We start from the raw sequence: 17,422 nt of genomic DNA, 5'->3' as shown, positions 1-17,422 counted from the left end.
TCGGCTTTATTTGATGACATTTCTTTAATTATAGAGAGGTCTGGATAAATTACCGAATAAGTTAATTCTAATAGCGTAAAGGCCAATACAGAGTGCTATTGCGACAAAGCATTGATTAAGGCGATTCAATACTCAGTTTGGCTTGAATATATTCACCATGGCGCAGATAGAGCAAATCTGCGATTTTTCGAATCGTGTGTTCTTCTATGGCCGAAACGTGACCGTCAGCAAGTGCTAATTGCCATAAAAGTGCGACTATTTTTGTTTTTTCTTCAGCAGAATAATGACGATTTACCTGTGAGGTAAATTGATGAAAGTCATTGGCATCTTCACTTAGTTTCTTTGCTTGTTCGATAATTTCAGAGACTTCATCGTGCTGCAGCGAAAAGTGTCCTTGAATGATAGTGCTCAGCTTCTCTTGTTCTTCTGGAGATAATTCATCATCGGCATTAATCACCTCAAAAAGTAGCACTGCGCAAGCCACTTCTATATCAAGAGCCGCTCCTTGAGATGTCTCTTCTTGTGTTATTGAATCAAAAAACTGTCTAATTTTATGTAACATAGCACCTCCTTACTCTTACCATTGTGTGGACATTCTACTGTCGTGGCAAGTTAGTTTTTGTATCATGTTATGTCTTTTCTCATTTGGACTTCATTGCAACATAGCGGAGTTGCTATTTGCCAAAAGGTCAGTAGAATACCGAATGACAGCGTTGTCTTTGCTGGCTGAGAGTGTTGGATAACCCTGTTAATAAGTGCAATTGCAATTAAGAAAGTCATCAAAATAGAACAATAAGATAAAGCGACAAAGGTACACATTATGACTGATACGAGCACACCTGCTCTTGCGCGGAAAAAACAACGATTGCTTTCCATTGATGCCCTACGAGGGTTTGATATGGTGTGGATCATTGGCGCAGAGAAGTTTTTTGCAGCGTTTTTTGTCATAAGTGGTTGGGTGGTATTTGATGTTGCCGCTCAGCAAATGAACCACACGCCTTGGCATGGTTTTACTGCGTACGACCTTATCTTTCCACTATTTATCTTTTTGTCGGGAGTAAGTTTGGGTATTGCTGCAAAACCCTTAGCAACATACCCTCCTGAGCAGGCCACACGAATATTACTGAATGGCATTAAGCGGTTAATTCTGCTCGTTTTGCTAGGGATCATATATAACCACGGTTGGGGAACCGGTATTCCGCTGGCCTTTGATGAAATACGATTTGCCAGTGTACTCGGTCGAATTGGTGTTTCGTGGTTTTTTGCGGCATTGATTGTTTGGTATTTATCAGAGCGTGCACAATGGATTACCGCATTAGCTATATTGATAGGTTATTGGCTGGTGTTAACTTTTGTCTCAATAGGCGATTATGGTGGCGGAAACTATAGTGCTAATGGGGCGTTAAATGTATGGTTTGATCAAACATTATTACCTGGAAGTACTTACCTAAATCAGCCATTAGACCCTGAAGGCATCCTTTCAAATATTCCATCAGTGGTCAATGCATTAGCAGGTGTTTTTGTGGGACGAATGATGAAGCAACAATTGTCTTCGCCAAGAACGTTGCTTGTCAAATTACTGGTTGTTGGAGTTTCATGTCTATTAATTGGCTACGGGTGGGGCAGCTTTTTTCCTATAAACAAAGTGTTATGGACAAGCTCTTTTGTATTAGTGACCGTTGGATATAGCACGTTACTGCTAGCGATATTTTACGGACTCATTGATGTACTAAACTGGCGGCGTTGGGCAAAAGTATTTGCGGTTATTGGTACCAATTCAATTATTGTATACCTCGGTTCTAGCTTAATAAATTGGTCTTACATTTCAAGCAGCTTGTTTGGTGGAGTTTTGCAGGTGGCCGCTCCGGGTTGGCGAGAATTAGTATTATTTGGTGGAATGGTTTTACTGCAATGGTTAGTACTCTATTGGTTATATCGCCAAAAAATATTTATAAAAGTTTAAATTATGGCGAAAATCGCCAACTTGTATTTTTAGTACAAACCCTTCTACTATATTTTTCGGTAAATAAGTTAGTTTGATTTTCCTTGTAACTTGTTGTTATTTAATGTTTAAATTTGTTGTCTCTTGTTTTTTATAGTTTTTGTACGAATACGGCAAGCTTTTTGTAATAAGCACTTACAACTTTCTAGTAACTCCGTGCATAAGATCCATTATTATGTACGCCATTAACAGATTGTTACGCTTGATTACAATTTAGTAGGGGAAATAGCGGTGACTCGTAAAAAACAAATTATTGTACCTATTGTCATAGTACTTGCCGGTATAGTGCTGTTCGCATTACTTGCTGGTATGAAGAAACCACCTGAAGAAAAAGCAAAGGAAGACAACACACCAATCGTTGCCGTTGAATCTATTACTGTTGCTCCCATGACATTGCATGTCGATTCATATGGTGTCATTAAACCTAAGTATGAAACTGAACTTGTCGCGCAAATTAGCGGGCAAATTGTCGAACTGTCCGACGCATTTGTTCGAGGTGGATTTGTGAGCAAAGGACAGTTACTTGCGGTAATTGACCCGAGTGATTATGAAGCGGCTTTAATTGATGCTGAAGCGACTTTGGCTTCTGCCCACGCAGCATTAGAAACTGAACGTGCGCAAGGTATGGTGGCTGAGGAAGAGTGGAAACGTATTTCAAATGCTACTCCGACAGCACTAAGTTTGCGAAAGCCACAATTAGCGCAGGAGTTAGCGCGCGTCAAAGCTGCTGAAGCCTCTGTACTAAGAGCTAAGCGTAACTTAGAAAGAACGCAAATCAAGGCACCGTACGATGCGATGATTGATGATCGTAGTGTTGGACTCGGTTCATTCGTTGCGATGGGCACACGTGTTGGTAAATTGCTATCAACTGATACGGCTGAGGTACGCTTACCCGTTGCTGATAATCAACTGCAGTTTTTAGTTGATCATGGCAAAAACGCAGAAGTTGTTATCAAAGGCAGTTTTGGTGGCCAATCTACTACCTGGTCTGCGAAAATTGTACGAAGCGAAGGCGTTATTGATGAGAAGAGTCGTATGAGTTACTTGGTTGCTGAAGTCAGAGACCCTTATGCGCTTTCATCAGAATATGAACAAAAACCTGTACTGCGCTTTGGTAGTTATATTAATGCAGAGATCTTAGGTCAGTCGTTAGCTAACGCAACTATGGTACCACGCTATTTAGTTAATAACGGTCGCGTTGCTATTCTAAGTGAAGAGTCAAAACTACAATTTGTTGAAGTAGATATCGTTCGCCAAGTAGGCGCTAATGTTGTTATTTCTCAAGGCCTTAATACGGGAGATCAAATGATAGTTTCTGCACTTGATTACCCTATCGATGGCATGCAGTTAGCGTTGCCAACTGATGAATCTGATTTAGAGAACCAATCTGAAGACGGCTCTGACACGCAAATCGCTAGTGTTAAGGAGTAACAATCTATGGATGATACTAATAAAGGCTTAATTGCTTGGTTTGCGCGCAACAGTGTAGCCGCAAACCTACTGATGATATTTATCATTATCGGCGGCTTGTTAACGGCAATGACCATTAACAAGCAGATGTTCCCTCAGGTAAAAATTAATTGGATTTCATTTAGTGCACAATACCCTGGTGCCGCGCCACAAGAAGTGGAAGAAGGCATTACGATTAAAATTGAAGAAGCACTGGAAACTGTTCAAGGCTTAGAAAGGGTTATTACGTATTCAAACCGTAACTACTCAAATGGTTGGTTCCGTGTTGATGAAAGCTACGATCCGCAAGTTGTCCTTGACGAAGTAAAGTCAGCAATTGACGCAATTCCTAGCTTTCCTGACGGTATGGAACGTCCTAAAATTGAGCGTGAGAAATTTCGTCAGGAAGTGATGTATCTCGCTTTATACGGTGATTTAACCAACATTGAATTAAAAGAACTTGGTCGCAAAATTCACGATGAAATTCAGCAGTTACCTTTAGTCAATATTTCTGAATTCTATAGCGGTTTAAGTTACGAAATTTCGGTTGAAGTGAGTAAAGACAAGTTAAGAGAATACGGTTTAAGCTTCAATGATGTAGCCAGAGCTGTACGAAACCAGTCTCGCAATATGTCAGCTGGACAAATTCGTGCGGAAAACGGCTACATTAACTTGCGTGTAGAAAATCAAGCCTATCGCGGCCATGAATTTGAACGTATTCCTGTTGTCACAATGGAAGATGGCACAAAGATTCTATTAGGCGATATTGCCACGATTCATGATGGATTTGAAGAAGGGCTACAGTACTCTAAATTCAACGGTATGAACTCAGCCACTTTCTTTATTGGCGCTGCTGACAATCAAAGCATTACTGACGTAGCGAAAGTCATTAATCAGTTTGTTGATGCAAAAGCTGATAGCCTGCCGCCGGGGGTTAAATTAGAGCCTTGGGTAGACATGACCTATTATCTTCAAGGTCGATTAGACATGATGGTCGACAACATGAAGAGCGGGGCGGTACTTGTATTTTTGATGCTAGCGTTGTTCCTTCGAATTCGCTTAGCATTTTGGGTAATGATGGGCTTACCGGTATGTTTCTTAGGAACATTGTTGGTTATGCCGATGGAATTCGTAAATGTCACGATTAATATCACGAGCTTATTTGCTTTCATTCTAGTACTGGGGATTGTCGTCGACGATGCCATTGTGATGGGAGAAAGTGCTCACGCTGAAATCGAAGACAAAGGCCATAGTACAGAAAGTGTCATTCGTGGTGTTAAGCGAGTCGCGATGCCAGCAACGTTTGGTGTATTAACAACCATTGCGGCCTTTGTACCGTTTGTTCTTGGCGACGGACCTTCGTCCGCATTTAACCAATCAATTGGCTTCGTAGTAATATTCTGTTTGTTATTCTCATTAGTTGAGTCAAAACTTATTCTGCCTGCGCATTTGGCGAGAATGAAAGTAAAAGAGTTTAACCCTAAGAATCCATTAGATCGTATCAGGAGAGCCATTGACGTTAGCCTTAAGCGCTTTATAGATAATGTGTACCGTCCAGCATTAGAGAAATTTCTTGATTATCGTTATGGCGTGTTTACTTTCTTTATTGCCATATTATTGATCAGTGCAGGACTGTTTAGCGGTGGACTAGTGCGCTTTGTTGGTCAACCCAAAATACCTCATGATTTTCCGCGTGTTTCTATTGATATGAATGTAGATGCCTCAGAGCAACAAACGCTTGATACCGTATTACGCGTAGAAAGCATTTTGAAATCAGTTGATGAGAAAATTGCCGCCGAACACGGTCAAGGCATGATCTCTGATATGGATGTTGCACTTCGTGGAAGAACTGCTGGTAGAATTACGGTGAAACTAGTAGACCCTGAACTACGTGCAATGGATACCTTTGCACTAGCTGAATTATGGCGTAAAGCTATTCCTAAAATGCCTGGGGTAAAATCGTTTTCAATTGACGATAATTTATTTGGCGGTGGCCGTGAAGACGGTGATGTAAGCTTTAGGCTAGAAAGCCATGATGACGCAACGTTACTCGCTGCAGCAAAAGAGTTAAAGGCTAAGTTGAACTCGTTGAAAGGGGTAGGGGACGTTAATGATTCTCGTCAAACTAGTGCGAAAGAGGTTCAGTTTACGCTTAAGCCATTAGCACATAGCCTAGGGTTAACTTTGTCAGATATTGCGTCACAAGTTGGTCACAGCTTTTATGGACTTGAAGCACAACGTATTCTTCGTGACACCGAAGAAATCAAAGTCATGATTCGTTATCCTCTAGATCAGCGCAGTTCAGTTGGTCACGTTGATGACGTGATGATTCAAGCGCCTAACGGTGCAGAGTTGCCGCTTTCTGAACTAGCGAACATTAGTTTAACTGACGGTGTAACGCGCATCCGACGTGAAAATGGCAATCGTACTATCAATGTATGGGCTTCTGTAGACGCCGATCAAGTTGAACCATTTAAAGTCGCAAAAGATATTCGAGATAATTTTATCCCGCAGCTTAAACGTAAGTATCCTCAATTGAACAGTGAGCTTACGGGCAGCATTCAGGAAGAAATGGAGAGCTTTTGGGAGCAAGTTCGAGGCTTCATTATCTCCTTGATGGTGATCTATTCGTTATTAGCTGTGCCGTTAAAATCATACTCGCAACCAATGATGATCATGGTCGTGATCCCATTCGGTGTTATAGGTGCAACGTTTGGTCATATGCTTCTTGGAATGGACTTAAATGCATTGTCATTGTTTGGAATAATCGCTGCAGCGGGGGTTGTGGTGAACGACTCCCTAGTAATGGTGGACTACGTTAATAATTCACGTAAGCAGGGCATTGCGTTAAAAGAAGCGGTGGTGTTTGCTGGTACTAAGCGTTTCAGAGCGATAATGCTTACCTCACTTACAACCTTTATTGGTTTAGTACCTATCGTATTCTTTGAAACAAGTATGCAAGCGAAAATAGTGATTCCTATGGCAGTGTCGTTGTCGTTCGGGGTACTGTTTGCAACGGTGGTTACTTTGGTACTCATTCCAAGTTTGTATATGATTATTGAAGATGCAAAAAGTGGTATCAAAAAAGTTAAAGGATCCTTTAGTAGCAAAAAGGCTACGGAGCAACAGTCACTGCAACAATCGTAAACGGGTGACATGATAAAAGCAAAAGGCCGTCAACATTGTTGACGGCCTTTTTACTTGGTGCAGATTAACGACAATTTAACGGCGTTACTTTACAGTAATCCAATTGAGTTATTTCACGCCTAGCTCTTTCAAACGTTCTAATAAATAGCTTGCTTGGGTATGGCGCTCTGACAATTCAACCTCTGAGCGAGGGTGTAAAAAGAGCGGTAAAGAGATACGAGAGTGCGTGGCAGCTTTACCTGTTGGGTTGATAACTCGATGGCTGGTAGACGGAAAATAACCACCCGATGCTTCTTGTAACATATCGCCAATATTGATGATGAGGCTACCAAAATCTGAAGGTACGTCCATCCAAGTACCATCTTGCTGTTGCACTTGTAAGCCTGGCTCATTAGCCGCTGGCAAGATAGTCAGTAAATTAATATCTTCATGAGCTGCTGCGCGCACTGCGCCTGGCTCTTCATCACCACTGAGAGGAGGGTAATGCAATATTCTCAATAACGTATTTGGTGTGTCCATGATCATGTTTGACAATGGCTCAGAGTACAAAGCTGCTACTTCTGGCGGACTGTGTTTTTCAACCCAATCAAGTAACTCGCCTGCTAATGATGATGCTAATTTATAATATTCAAGGATTTCTTCTGTCAAATGTTTTGGAATACGACCCCAAGGGTAAACATGGTAGTATTCTTTGATGTCTTTTTTGGAATGACCCTTAGCCGTTTCTGAAATCTCAGGCGCAAAATAACCATCCTGTTTTTGAGGATCAAAGGCAAAGTCTTGTTTGTTTCCAGTAGAAAAGAATTCATACCAATTCTTATATATCGACTCAACAAGATCTTGTTTAATTGGGTGGTTTATTAGTACGCCAAATCCTGTATGTCTTAAACTTTCAACAAAGCGTTGAGGGGCGTCAGCGGCAGTATAATCTACTACTTGAACATGCATAACTTTCTCCCAGGTTATCTGTTCTTTTAAATTTACAATCCTATAGTCTACTATAAAATGGTGCTGGCGATAAATTGTTAAAGCTGATCTTGTAAAAAGCTATCACCTAATTAACAGTCCGGTTATACTCCTTCAAAATAAAAATTAATGATTTAAGTGACATAGACATGAAATACTTTATGACCAGCGCAATTGCTGCGACGATACTATTAATGGGTTGTTCTTCTCAGTCGGGAACATGTGAAGATGTAACATTGGCGTCAGAGCAAATACAAGCCTGTCAGGCATTACATAAGCAAATTATCAACGCAAAAGATAAGCCTATTATCAGAACAGAGCTAGAGCGTAGGTATCAAAATGATTGTATTGATATTCGTTACTACCGCGACGAACACCAAGCAGCTATTTGTGGCAACAAAGAGCAAATTGAAGCGAATAAAAAAGAGATAATCAAAGAAATTAAGGGCTAACCGCTAGTTGCTTGCTCTTGCCTGACTTACTCGCTATATTGCTATTGTAAACAATAGTTTTATAACGAATAGGTTAAGGCATAAAAGGCAGTATGACGACTATTTCAAAGGATGACGACAATCACGAACAGATAGCGAGCAATGAGCTTGCTAAAGAAAGTATTTTGCTCCTGGAAAAATATCGTAAGTTGCACGACCGTTATACTGCGTTATTTACGTTGAACCAACTCGCAAGTGATTGCGCAGATCTAGACACCTTTTTCTATCAAGTACATCAAGCAATTGCATCTATCATGAATGCAAAGAATTTTTATATCGTGATGTACGACCAAACATTTTCAACGTTAGAATTCGTGTATCACGTTGATGAATTCGACAAATGGCCTGAAGGCCAATTCCCTTTTGAAGACTTTAAAGGCTCAATGACCAACTATGTCATTGAAACAGGAAAGCCTTTGTTGGCAACACCTGAAGTTATTGACGAGTTAACCAAGAATAAGCTGATTGTACAAACGGGAAGTTCGGGTACCGATTGGCTTGGCGTGCCGCTTATGCATAACGGGTTTGTTATTGGTGTAATGACGGTTCAAAGTTACTCCGAAACAACACGATATCAAGAGCATGATTTAGACATGCTAACTTTTACCGCGCAGCATGTGGTCTCAGCAATGGTGAGATTACAAGATCGAGAAAGATTGCAAAAAGCGGTTGATGCACGAACCCGTGAATTAATGAAGCAAATCCGGGATCGTGAAAAGTCGGAATTATTGCAAGAATCACTGTTTCGCATTTCGGAACTTACAAATGATACATCAATTGAAATTAGTAAGTTTTACTCGATGGTGCATAATATCATCGGTCAACTAATCAATGCTGAGAATTTCTACATTGCACGGTATAACCGACAAAGTGATACGGTAAAATTCGTGTATTATTCCGATCAAAAAAGTGAAAACCTGAAAGCCGATTTTAGTCCGCGAAAAGCATCCAATCATTTCACTGAACTTGTTATCAAAAGCGGTGAAACTATGCTGCTTGATCAAGAAAAAATGATGGCGCTCTATAAGCAAGGAAAAGCACAGTGTCCGCAACCAGAAACTGAATCATGGTTAGGCGTGCCACTAACGCAATCTGGCGAAGTGATAGGTGCCATGGTGATACAAAGCTATCATATTAGCGTTAAGTTCACTGAGCAAGATGTTGAGCTGATGAATTTTGTGTCTCAGCATGTATCAACAGCAATCAAACGACGTGAGTTAGCTGATTTTGAACGAAAAGCCCATGAAACATTGGAGCACCAGGTCAAGGTTCGAACCTCTGAGTTAGAAGAAGAAATTCGCCAACGAGAGCAAATAGAGCTGCAACTTAAATACGCGGCAACGCACGATAGCTTAACGGGATTGCCCAACCGTACTTTGTTTCTCGATATGCTTAACCATGCCATTGCCTGCGGCATACGCAAACCCAACGTGACTTATGCTGTGTTATTTCTTGATTTAGACCGGTTTAAAATGGTCAATGATAGTCTTGGTCATCATGCGGGCGACACATTGTTAAAAGAGGTTGGCCGTGATTTAAAGACCTTAGTAAGAACCAAAGACACAGTTGCGCGCTTGGGTGGTGATGAGTTTGTTGTACTAACCGAAGATCTCGACAGCAAAGAAGAAGCGTTTGAGATCGCACAACGGATTACTGAGTATCTGTCGAACCCATTCTTAATTGAAGGTCAGTCGGTGTTTATTGGTGCCAGTATTGGCGTATTGTTCAATGACGACCGGTATCACAGCGCAGACGAAATGCTGCGCGATGCAGATACTGCGATGTATCACGCCAAAGATAAAGGCAAAGGCCGATATGAGATCTTTGATGCCAGCATGAACGAAAAACTGAAAGATGCTTTGGCATTGGAAGCGGATATTCGTGAAGGCATTGCAAAAGAAGAGTTTTCTCCCTATTTTCAGCCTATTGTACAACTGCAAGATAATAAAATTATTGGCTTTGAGGCACTGGCTAGGTGGCATAGCCACAAGCGCGGTTTCGTTGCACCCAATGATTTTATTCCGCTGGCCGAAGAAACCAACTTAGTCATGGCAATTGACTTTCAGATCATGAAAAAAGCCTGCATGCAGCTTAAAGACTGGCAAATCAGACTCAACCGCGAAGATTTGTATGTGAGTTGTAACTTGTACTGCGATCACTTTTTCAGTTATACGCTACCAAATGATATCAAGCAGTTACTCGAGCAAGTGGATATTGATGCGAGATGCTTACGGCTTGAGATTACCGAACGTGCACTATTAGAAAACGCTGAGGTGGTGTTAAAGAATATACAAACATTAAGGGGAATGGGAGTTAAGATTCTGCTGGACGATTTTGGTACGGGTTATTCAAGTCTTAGCTATTTACATCGTTTTCCAATGGATGTGCTAAAAATTGATAGATCATTTATCAATAACGTTCATGAGCATGCTAATAATCATGCGATCATCAAGGCAATTATCGATTTGGCGACTAATTTGCAAATGACAACTGTCGGCGAAGGTATTGAAAACGCTGCCGATGCTAAACTACTGAAAAAAATGAATTGTTTGTACGGGCAAGGATTCTATTTTCATAAACCAATGACAACTCAGGATGTTGAAGCATTACTGTAAATTTCTAGAAAAAAACTGTGCCACTAAGGGGATAGTTTAGTGACACAGTTTAGTACGAGGTAGTGAAAAATATTTTATTCCACTACCGCATTCATTGTTGAGCAAGTTTATAAATTTGCTCAATTGAGGCTAATTAGCCAACGTTACTTTCCATGGTCATTAACGAGGCATTACCGCCAGCGGCTGTTGTATCTATGGTGACAGTTTTTTCAGTCACCATGCGATGGAACAGGTCGCTGTTTGTGTAAGCAGTGATGAGTGGCAAAATTGCGCCTTTACGTGCTGCAATTGTTTCACCAACCAAACTTTTGAACGGACTCGCATTGTCGACTACCGCACCTGCTAAGTCTTCATGCTTCAGCGCCGTGACTAAATGACCAAGCGTTAACACTTGGAATGCACCGCTCGGTAAGCCTGTTTGTTCAAGAATGCTTGAAATAGCCTGTGCTTCTGATAAGTACTTCTTATCAACAATCGCGACAACGGTATTACCTGCAGCTAAAGCCGATATGATCGACATCATCCAGAAGTTGAACGGTGTATCTTCACAACGCAAACTAGCAACTGTGCCACGTGATTCAAAGTACAGCGTATTTGACTCGCCCGTAGGACCCGGTAACACTTTAGGTGCTTTAAGCTGTTTCTCAATAAATAAAAGCTGTTCACGCGCATGCTTAAGTGTTTCAGGTAATTCGCTTTCTTGCGCAAGTACCACTTTGTTAGAGGCTAACTGTGCCAGCATTTGGCGTAGTACAGACAATTTAGTATTGAGCGGAGTGAAGCCCCAGCTTAATTCCTGTGCTTTTGCTTGTGAAATTTGGCGAGCAACGCTTGATTCCGCGGATTTAACCTGTTCAGCTTGTTCAGCAAATGCCTGCGCCTGCTCGTCAGTAAGATGCTTACTTGGGACGCTAATATCGTGTTTAACTAAGCGTGTTAAGTACATTGGGCCACCCGCTTTAGGGCCTGTTCCTGATAGGCCGCGACCACCAAATGGTTGAACACCTACAACTGCACCAATCATGTTACGATTCACATAAACGTTACCAGCACGAGAGCGCGCTGCTAAATATTCGCTTTTTTCTTCAATACGGGTATGGATACCCATAGTTAAACCAAAGCCCGTACCATTAATTTGATTAATCACATTCTCGAGTTGATTGGCTTTGTATCGAATAACATGCACGATTGGGCCAAATACTTCTTTTTTCAGGACAGACAAATCACTGATTTCATAAAGTCGAGGAATAAAGAAGTTATGCTCGTCTTCGGCAATGCCATCAGCTAAAACAGGAGGTTTACAAGCATAATGCAGCGTACCGCGTGACTTGAGGTAATCAACATGTTCATTCAACGCAGCTAATGCTTTTTTATCAATAACAGGGCCAACATCCGTTGATAAGAACGCAGGATCACCAATGTGTAATTCTTGCATCGCGCCTTTTATCATGGTGATGATTTTATCTGCTACTTCCTCTTGAACAAATAGCACGCGAAGTGCTGAACAGCGCTGTCCAGCACTTTGGAAGCCTGAAGAAACAACATCGTCAACCACTTGCTCTGGTAATGCGGTTGAATCCACTACCATACAGTTTTGCCCACCGGTTTCTGCGATTAGCGGCACTGGGTCGCCATCACGCTCAGCGAGCTTTTGTGAAATCCAGCTGCCTGTTTCGGTAGAACCGGTAAACATAATCGCTTGTACTTTTTCGTTTGGCACAATGTTTTGGCCAACGACACTACCGCGTGCAATGACAGGTTCAACTACACCTTCAGGTAAACCTACTTCGCGCATAAGTTCAATAGTGCGCAATGCGACTAAACTCGTTTGTTCGGCAGGTTTGGCGACAACAGTGTTACCAGCAACAATAGCGGCAGAAACTTGGCCTAAGAATATCGCTAATGGGAAGTTCCACGGGCTAATACAAAGCACTACGCCACGAGATACCAAAGTGCCGTCTGCAAGTAATTCTTTTGCTCTTGCTGCATAGTAGCGACAAAAATCTACTGCTTCACGTACTTCAGCAACCCCATCTGGAACGGTTTTACCTGCTTCTTTTGTACAAAGTGCAATGAGTTCATCACGGTGGGCTTCTAAAATGTCTGCGGTTTTAAGCAAAATTTCCGCACGCGCTTCAACTGGCGTTGTCGACCACGTAGCAAACGCTTCGTGCGCTTTATCAACTAATGCTGACATTTCAGCAGCGTCAACGTGCTTGATAGTTCCGATGGTTTCGTTGTTATTAGCAGGGTTGGTAACAGGCAGCTCGCCTTCACTAACGCTGGTTTGTTTAGCTTGTTCAAACCATGCATTTAAGTTGTCACGCATCTCAGTAACTGCATCAATATCGGTTAAATCAATTCCTTTAGAGTTTACGCGGCCAACACCTTCTTCACCCTGATAAATATCAATTGATTGAGGGATCTGAGGATTATATTTGTCTAACCATGATTGAACGGTTTCAACAGGATCAGCAAGCAGCGATTCAACAGGAATATTGTCGTCGACTATGTTGTTTACGAAAGAGCTATTGGCACCGTTTTCTAGTAAACGACGAACCAAATAGGCCAGTAGATCTGAGTGTTCACCTACCGGTGCATAAACACGGCATGGTACGTTTTTGCCACGCACTACTTGATCGTAGAGCGACTCACCCATGCCGTGTAATCTTTGAAACTCAAAGCCATGATGGTTTTCAGCCATTTCTAAGATTGTGGCAACTGTATAGGCATTATGTGTCGCAAATTGCGGATAAATGCTGTCGCGATATTCAAGTAACTTTTTCGCACAAGCGTGATAAGAAACATCCGTAGAAGGTTTGCGCGAAAAGACAGGGAAGTCATGATAGCCTTCTACTTGAGAATCTTTCACTTCGCTGTCCCAGTACGCGCCTTTTACTAAGCGCACCATCATTTGGCGACCCACGCTGAGCGTTAGTTGTCTTACCCACTCAATCACGTGGAAGCCACGTTTTTGGTATGCTTGAACCGCAATACCAAAACCATTCCAACCATCAAGGTCTTTATCGGCAAAAACGGCTTCGATGACGTCTAATGAGATGTCTAAGCGGTTAGCTTCCTCGGCATCAACTGTAAAACCGATATCATAGGCTTTTGCTGCCAGTGCAAGTTTCTTTAAGCGTGGGATTAATTCTTCAATTACACGATCACGATGTGAAAATTCATAGCGTGGGTGTATCGCAGATAACTTGATTGAGATACCTGGACTCTTTTGCGGGCCTTTACCACGGGCGGCAACGCCTATTGCATCAATTGCGGTCATATAGGCATCAAAGTAACGATCAGCGTCTCGCATGGTGCGAGCACCTTCACCTAGCATGTCATAAGAGTAGGTGTAGCCTTTTGCTTCTGTTTCTACTGCGCGCTCTATGGCGCCGTTAATGTTATGACCCATAACAAACTGGGTACCCATGATCTTCATGGCATAACGAACAGCTTTACGAATAACAGGCTCACCTAGTCGACCCACAGTTTTCTTTAATAAACCAAACTGCGCTTTTTTCTTGTCATCAGAATAATTAACGAGCTTGCCGGTAAGTAATAAGCCCCAAGACGATGCATTTACGAACAATGAATCACTGTTGCCAATATGTGAACTCCAATCACCATCTGCAAGTTTGTCACGAATAAGGCTGTCAGCTGTCTCTTTGTCAGGTACACGTAATAATGCCTCTGCAAGGCACATTAATACTACGCCTTCTTCAGTAGACAACGAAAACTCGTTAAGTAGCGCGTCAACGCCACCTTTGCCTATTTGGTCTTTGCGGATATTAACAACAAGCTGTCGAGCATATTCCCAAGCACGTGATTTAGCATCAACGCTAATTTCGGCGATTGGTAAAAGTGCAGCCAAAACATCATTTTCGTTTGCACGATAATGGTTACGGATTGTTTGTCGAATCTCACTTACTGAGTTCAAAGTTCCGTTAAATAGCATAATTACACCTGTAAAAAGAATATTTAAACATTAATTGGTGCGGCATTTTATCGGATGTACCGCAGAATGTGCTTGTGAAATTTGGGTTTTTGCAGAATAATTTCCTGTAAATGTAAACTTTAACCATATAAGGTTTTGTAACAATGAGTGCCAATAAACCACGTACATTAGATCGTATTGATTTAACTATATTAGACACATTGCAGAAAGATGGCCGCATTTCGAACGCCGATCTGGCAAAAAAAGTTAACTTAAGTGCAAGCCCATGCTTGGAACGCGTAAGGCGTTTAGAAGCGGACGGATATATTAAAGGCTATAGGGCTACTTTAAATCCTAAGCAGCTAAAGTATGGCATGACATCATTTATTCAAGTGTCTTTGGATAGAACAACCGTTGGCGATTTTAATTGCTTTAAAGAGGAAGTTATCAAGATTAAGGAAGTGGTCGAGTGCCATATGGTTGCTGGTGGGTTTGATTATTTGCTAAAAGTTCGCTTTGATAACATGGAGGCGTACCGGGAAGTGCTCGGTGCAATTGTGGAGTTGCCAGCAGTATCAACAACACATACTTATGTGGTACTCGAAGATATAAAGACTGATACTGGCATTCCTATATTTGATTAAGGTGTTTAATAAATATATGTAAGCAATTGTGAATTGTTACATATTGTTTGTCAGTTGGATCTGGTGTTTAACTGTCCGCATCGCTATAGTATCTGCAACGTTTTGGTCGAGATCGGTAGGTGCGTTCTTCTGTATATCGCATTGCATAGCCAAAACAGTACTAATTATAACGACATAACTTAAGCATAAAGAGAACTCAATGAAACTTAAGCTCATTACTTCAGCAAGTTTATTATCACTTGCGGTATTAGCCGGATGCGGCGCGGAAAAAGCAAAAACAGAACCTACTGTCGCTGCGACTCCAGAAAAGGTGAATGCTGATAATATTAAAGCACATATTGAATTTTTAGCTGACGACACCCTTAAAGGCCGTGATACAGGAAGTAATGGATATCAAGTAGCTGCTAACTACGTTAAGTCATATTTTAAGCAACTTGGAATGGCACCGATGGGAGAGCACGGTGGCTTTGAGCAAGCAGTGACCTTTAGAAAAGCTGTGTTGCAAGACGGCAGCGCTAAAATGTCTATAGAGAATGCTTCTGGTGTAACAGAACTTGAATTCCAAAATGACTTCATCATGTCAGGTTCGACCAGCAGCACTGAATCAATGGTGCAGGCCGAAACGGTGTTTGTTGGCTATGGTGTAATTGCTGAAGACTTTGGTTATAACGATTATGACGGCCTTGACGTAAAGGGCAAGGTTGTTGTCGCATTAACGGGACGCCCTGACGATTTACCATCTGAAGAAGGCGCTCATATCGGTTCTGGTGGTGAAAAAGTACGTCATGCAGCCGAGCGTGGTGCGGTTGGATTCATTACGATCCATACACCAAAACGTGAAAAAGTTCGTCCATTTGAAGTCTCCGCACAATATGCAAGTTCCCCGCGTTTGAGTTGGGTTGATAAAGATGGCAAGCCACATGGCAAATATGATGAAATCAAAGGTGGTGCATACTTGCATCATGAAAAAGCGACTGCATTGTTTGAAGGTGCAGAACGCGATTTAACTGCGGTATTTGAAGATGACACTAATAATGTTGCGATTAAAGGATTCCCACTATCTGCTAAAGTGACTTTGGCAAGCAAGAGCACACATGAAGAAATCAAGAGCCCTAATGTTATTGGCGCGATTGAAGGAAGTGATCCTAAGTTAAAAGATGAATATGTCGTATTTAGTGCGCACTTAGACCACATTGGCGTGAGTCATCATGGTGATGAAGAAGACAAAATTAACAACGGTGCATTAGATAATGCATCTGGTGTGTCAATCTTGTTGGAAACAGCACGTCTATTATCATCATTACCACAAGCACCTAAACGCTCTGTGTTATTTGTTGTGGTAACGGGTGAAGAAAAAGGCTTATTGGGTTCGAGTTTCTACGCTAATAATCCTACAGTACCTGCTATGCAAATGGTGGCTAATGTTAACTTAGACATGCCGTTAATTTTGTATCCATTTGCTGATGTGATTGCATTTGGTTCAACACACTCTAGCTTAGGCTCTATAGTTGAAACGGCAGCTAAAAAAATTGATATTAGTCTGAGTCCAGATCCTATGCCTGAGCAAGCACTATTTACCCGCAGCGACCATTATAGCTTTGTTAAGGCTGGCATTCCTTCGGTATTCTTAATGACAGGCTTTAAATCGAAAGATCCTGAAATTGATGGTGGCGCAATGTTCGGGGATTTCTTAAAGAATCATTATCACCAACACAGTGATGAAATTGATTTACCTATACGTTATGACGCTGCAGCAAGCTTTGCTGAAGTGAATATGATGATAGGTTTGGAAATTGCAAATCAAGAGCAACGTCCAACATGGAATCAAGGTGACTTTTTCGGAAAAACATTTGCTCAGTAAGTTCAACATAGCCTGATTACTAAAAAGCGCATATTATTAAATGATATGCGCTTTTTTTATGTTCAGGACGAACGGTATGACGCGGTGCCATGGATGGCAAGGAGCGTCGATGTTCAGGCCCTTCGTCGAGCTCAGGATCAGTCGGTTATGGTATGACGCGCCCTTCGACAAGCTCAGGGGGAGCGGGGCATAACAAAAGAGCGTCGATGCTCAGGCTTTGCGGAAGTTAGCGTTACCAAAATGGAATTCGTTCTTCCTGAGTAGGAGGAGCGACGTATCGAAGGATGGCTATGTGGCTAATGAGTATCTA

At 41.8% G+C, this 17,422-nt stretch carries 10 protein-coding genes; 7 read left to right on the top strand and 3 right to left on the bottom strand.

Annotation, left to right across the window (positions count from 1 at the left end; genetic code table 11):
• Nucleotides 1–115: 115 nt before the first annotated feature.
• Complete coding sequence (locus ACSLUK_RS12535; RefSeq protein WP_448549003.1) at nt 116–562, bottom strand: tellurite resistance TerB family protein; 447 nt, start codon at nt 560–562, stop codon at nt 116–118.
• A gap of 258 nt (nt 563–820) precedes the next feature.
• Between ACSLUK_RS12535 and nagX the strand changes: the two genes are divergently transcribed.
• From nagX to ACSLUK_RS12520, 3 genes are all read left to right on the top strand, one after another.
• Entirely contained in the window at nt 821–1,963 is a 1,143-nt protein-coding gene (gene nagX / locus ACSLUK_RS12530; RefSeq protein WP_448549002.1) for a transmembrane glucosamine N-acetyltransferase NagX, read from the top strand.
• Between the two features lie 270 nt (nt 1,964–2,233).
• Entirely contained in the window at nt 2,234–3,433 is a 1,200-nt protein-coding gene (locus ACSLUK_RS12525; RefSeq protein ID WP_448549001.1) for an efflux RND transporter periplasmic adaptor subunit, read from the top strand.
• A 6-nt stretch (nt 3,434–3,439) separates the two neighbouring features.
• Entirely contained in the window at nt 3,440–6,598 is a 3,159-nt protein-coding gene (locus ACSLUK_RS12520) for an efflux RND transporter permease subunit (protein WP_448549000.1), read from the top strand.
• 108 nt (nt 6,599–6,706) lie between these two features.
• Here the strand turns inward: ACSLUK_RS12520 and ACSLUK_RS12515 are convergent, their stop codons facing one another.
• Nucleotides 6,707–7,546 carry a 2OG-Fe(II) oxygenase family protein gene (locus tag ACSLUK_RS12515; protein WP_448548999.1) on the bottom strand — a complete coding sequence of 280 codons (840 nt, stop codon included), beginning with the start codon at nt 7,544–7,546 and terminating at the stop codon, nt 6,707–6,709.
• Between the two features lie 167 nt (nt 7,547–7,713).
• Here ACSLUK_RS12515 and ACSLUK_RS12510 point away from each other — a divergent pair, with 167 nt between their 5' ends.
• Entirely contained in the window at nt 7,714–8,016 is a 303-nt protein-coding gene (locus tag ACSLUK_RS12510; RefSeq protein ID WP_448548998.1) for a hypothetical protein, read from the top strand.
• 92 nt (nt 8,017–8,108) lie between these two features.
• The gene (locus ACSLUK_RS12505) at nt 8,109–10,670 is read left to right on the top strand and encodes a bifunctional diguanylate cyclase/phosphodiesterase (protein ID WP_448548997.1); all 2,562 of its coding nucleotides are present in this window, start codon (nt 8,109–8,111) and stop codon (nt 10,668–10,670) included.
• A gap of 133 nt (nt 10,671–10,803) precedes the next feature.
• Here the strand turns inward: ACSLUK_RS12505 and putA are convergent, their stop codons facing one another.
• Entirely contained in the window at nt 10,804–14,628 is a 3,825-nt protein-coding gene (gene putA / locus ACSLUK_RS12500) for a bifunctional proline dehydrogenase/L-glutamate gamma-semialdehyde dehydrogenase PutA (RefSeq protein WP_448548996.1), read from the bottom strand.
• 143 nt (nt 14,629–14,771) lie between these two features.
• Here putA and ACSLUK_RS12495 point away from each other — a divergent pair, with 143 nt between their 5' ends.
• On the top strand, nt 14,772–15,251 hold the full coding sequence (locus ACSLUK_RS12495) for an Lrp/AsnC ligand binding domain-containing protein (protein ID WP_448548995.1): 480 nt from the start codon (nt 14,772–14,774) through the stop codon (nt 15,249–15,251).
• Nucleotides 15,252–15,450: 199 nt separating this feature from the next.
• The gene (locus ACSLUK_RS12490; RefSeq protein WP_448548994.1) at nt 15,451–17,112 is read left to right on the top strand and encodes a M28 family metallopeptidase; all 1,662 of its coding nucleotides are present in this window, start codon (nt 15,451–15,453) and stop codon (nt 17,110–17,112) included.
• Nucleotides 17,113–17,422 lie beyond the last annotated feature (310 nt).

Source organism: Thalassotalea fusca (genome assembly GCF_053485835.1).
Note: the sequence above shows the minus strand (reverse complement) of the source record. Positions and strands in the feature narration are given on the sequence as shown.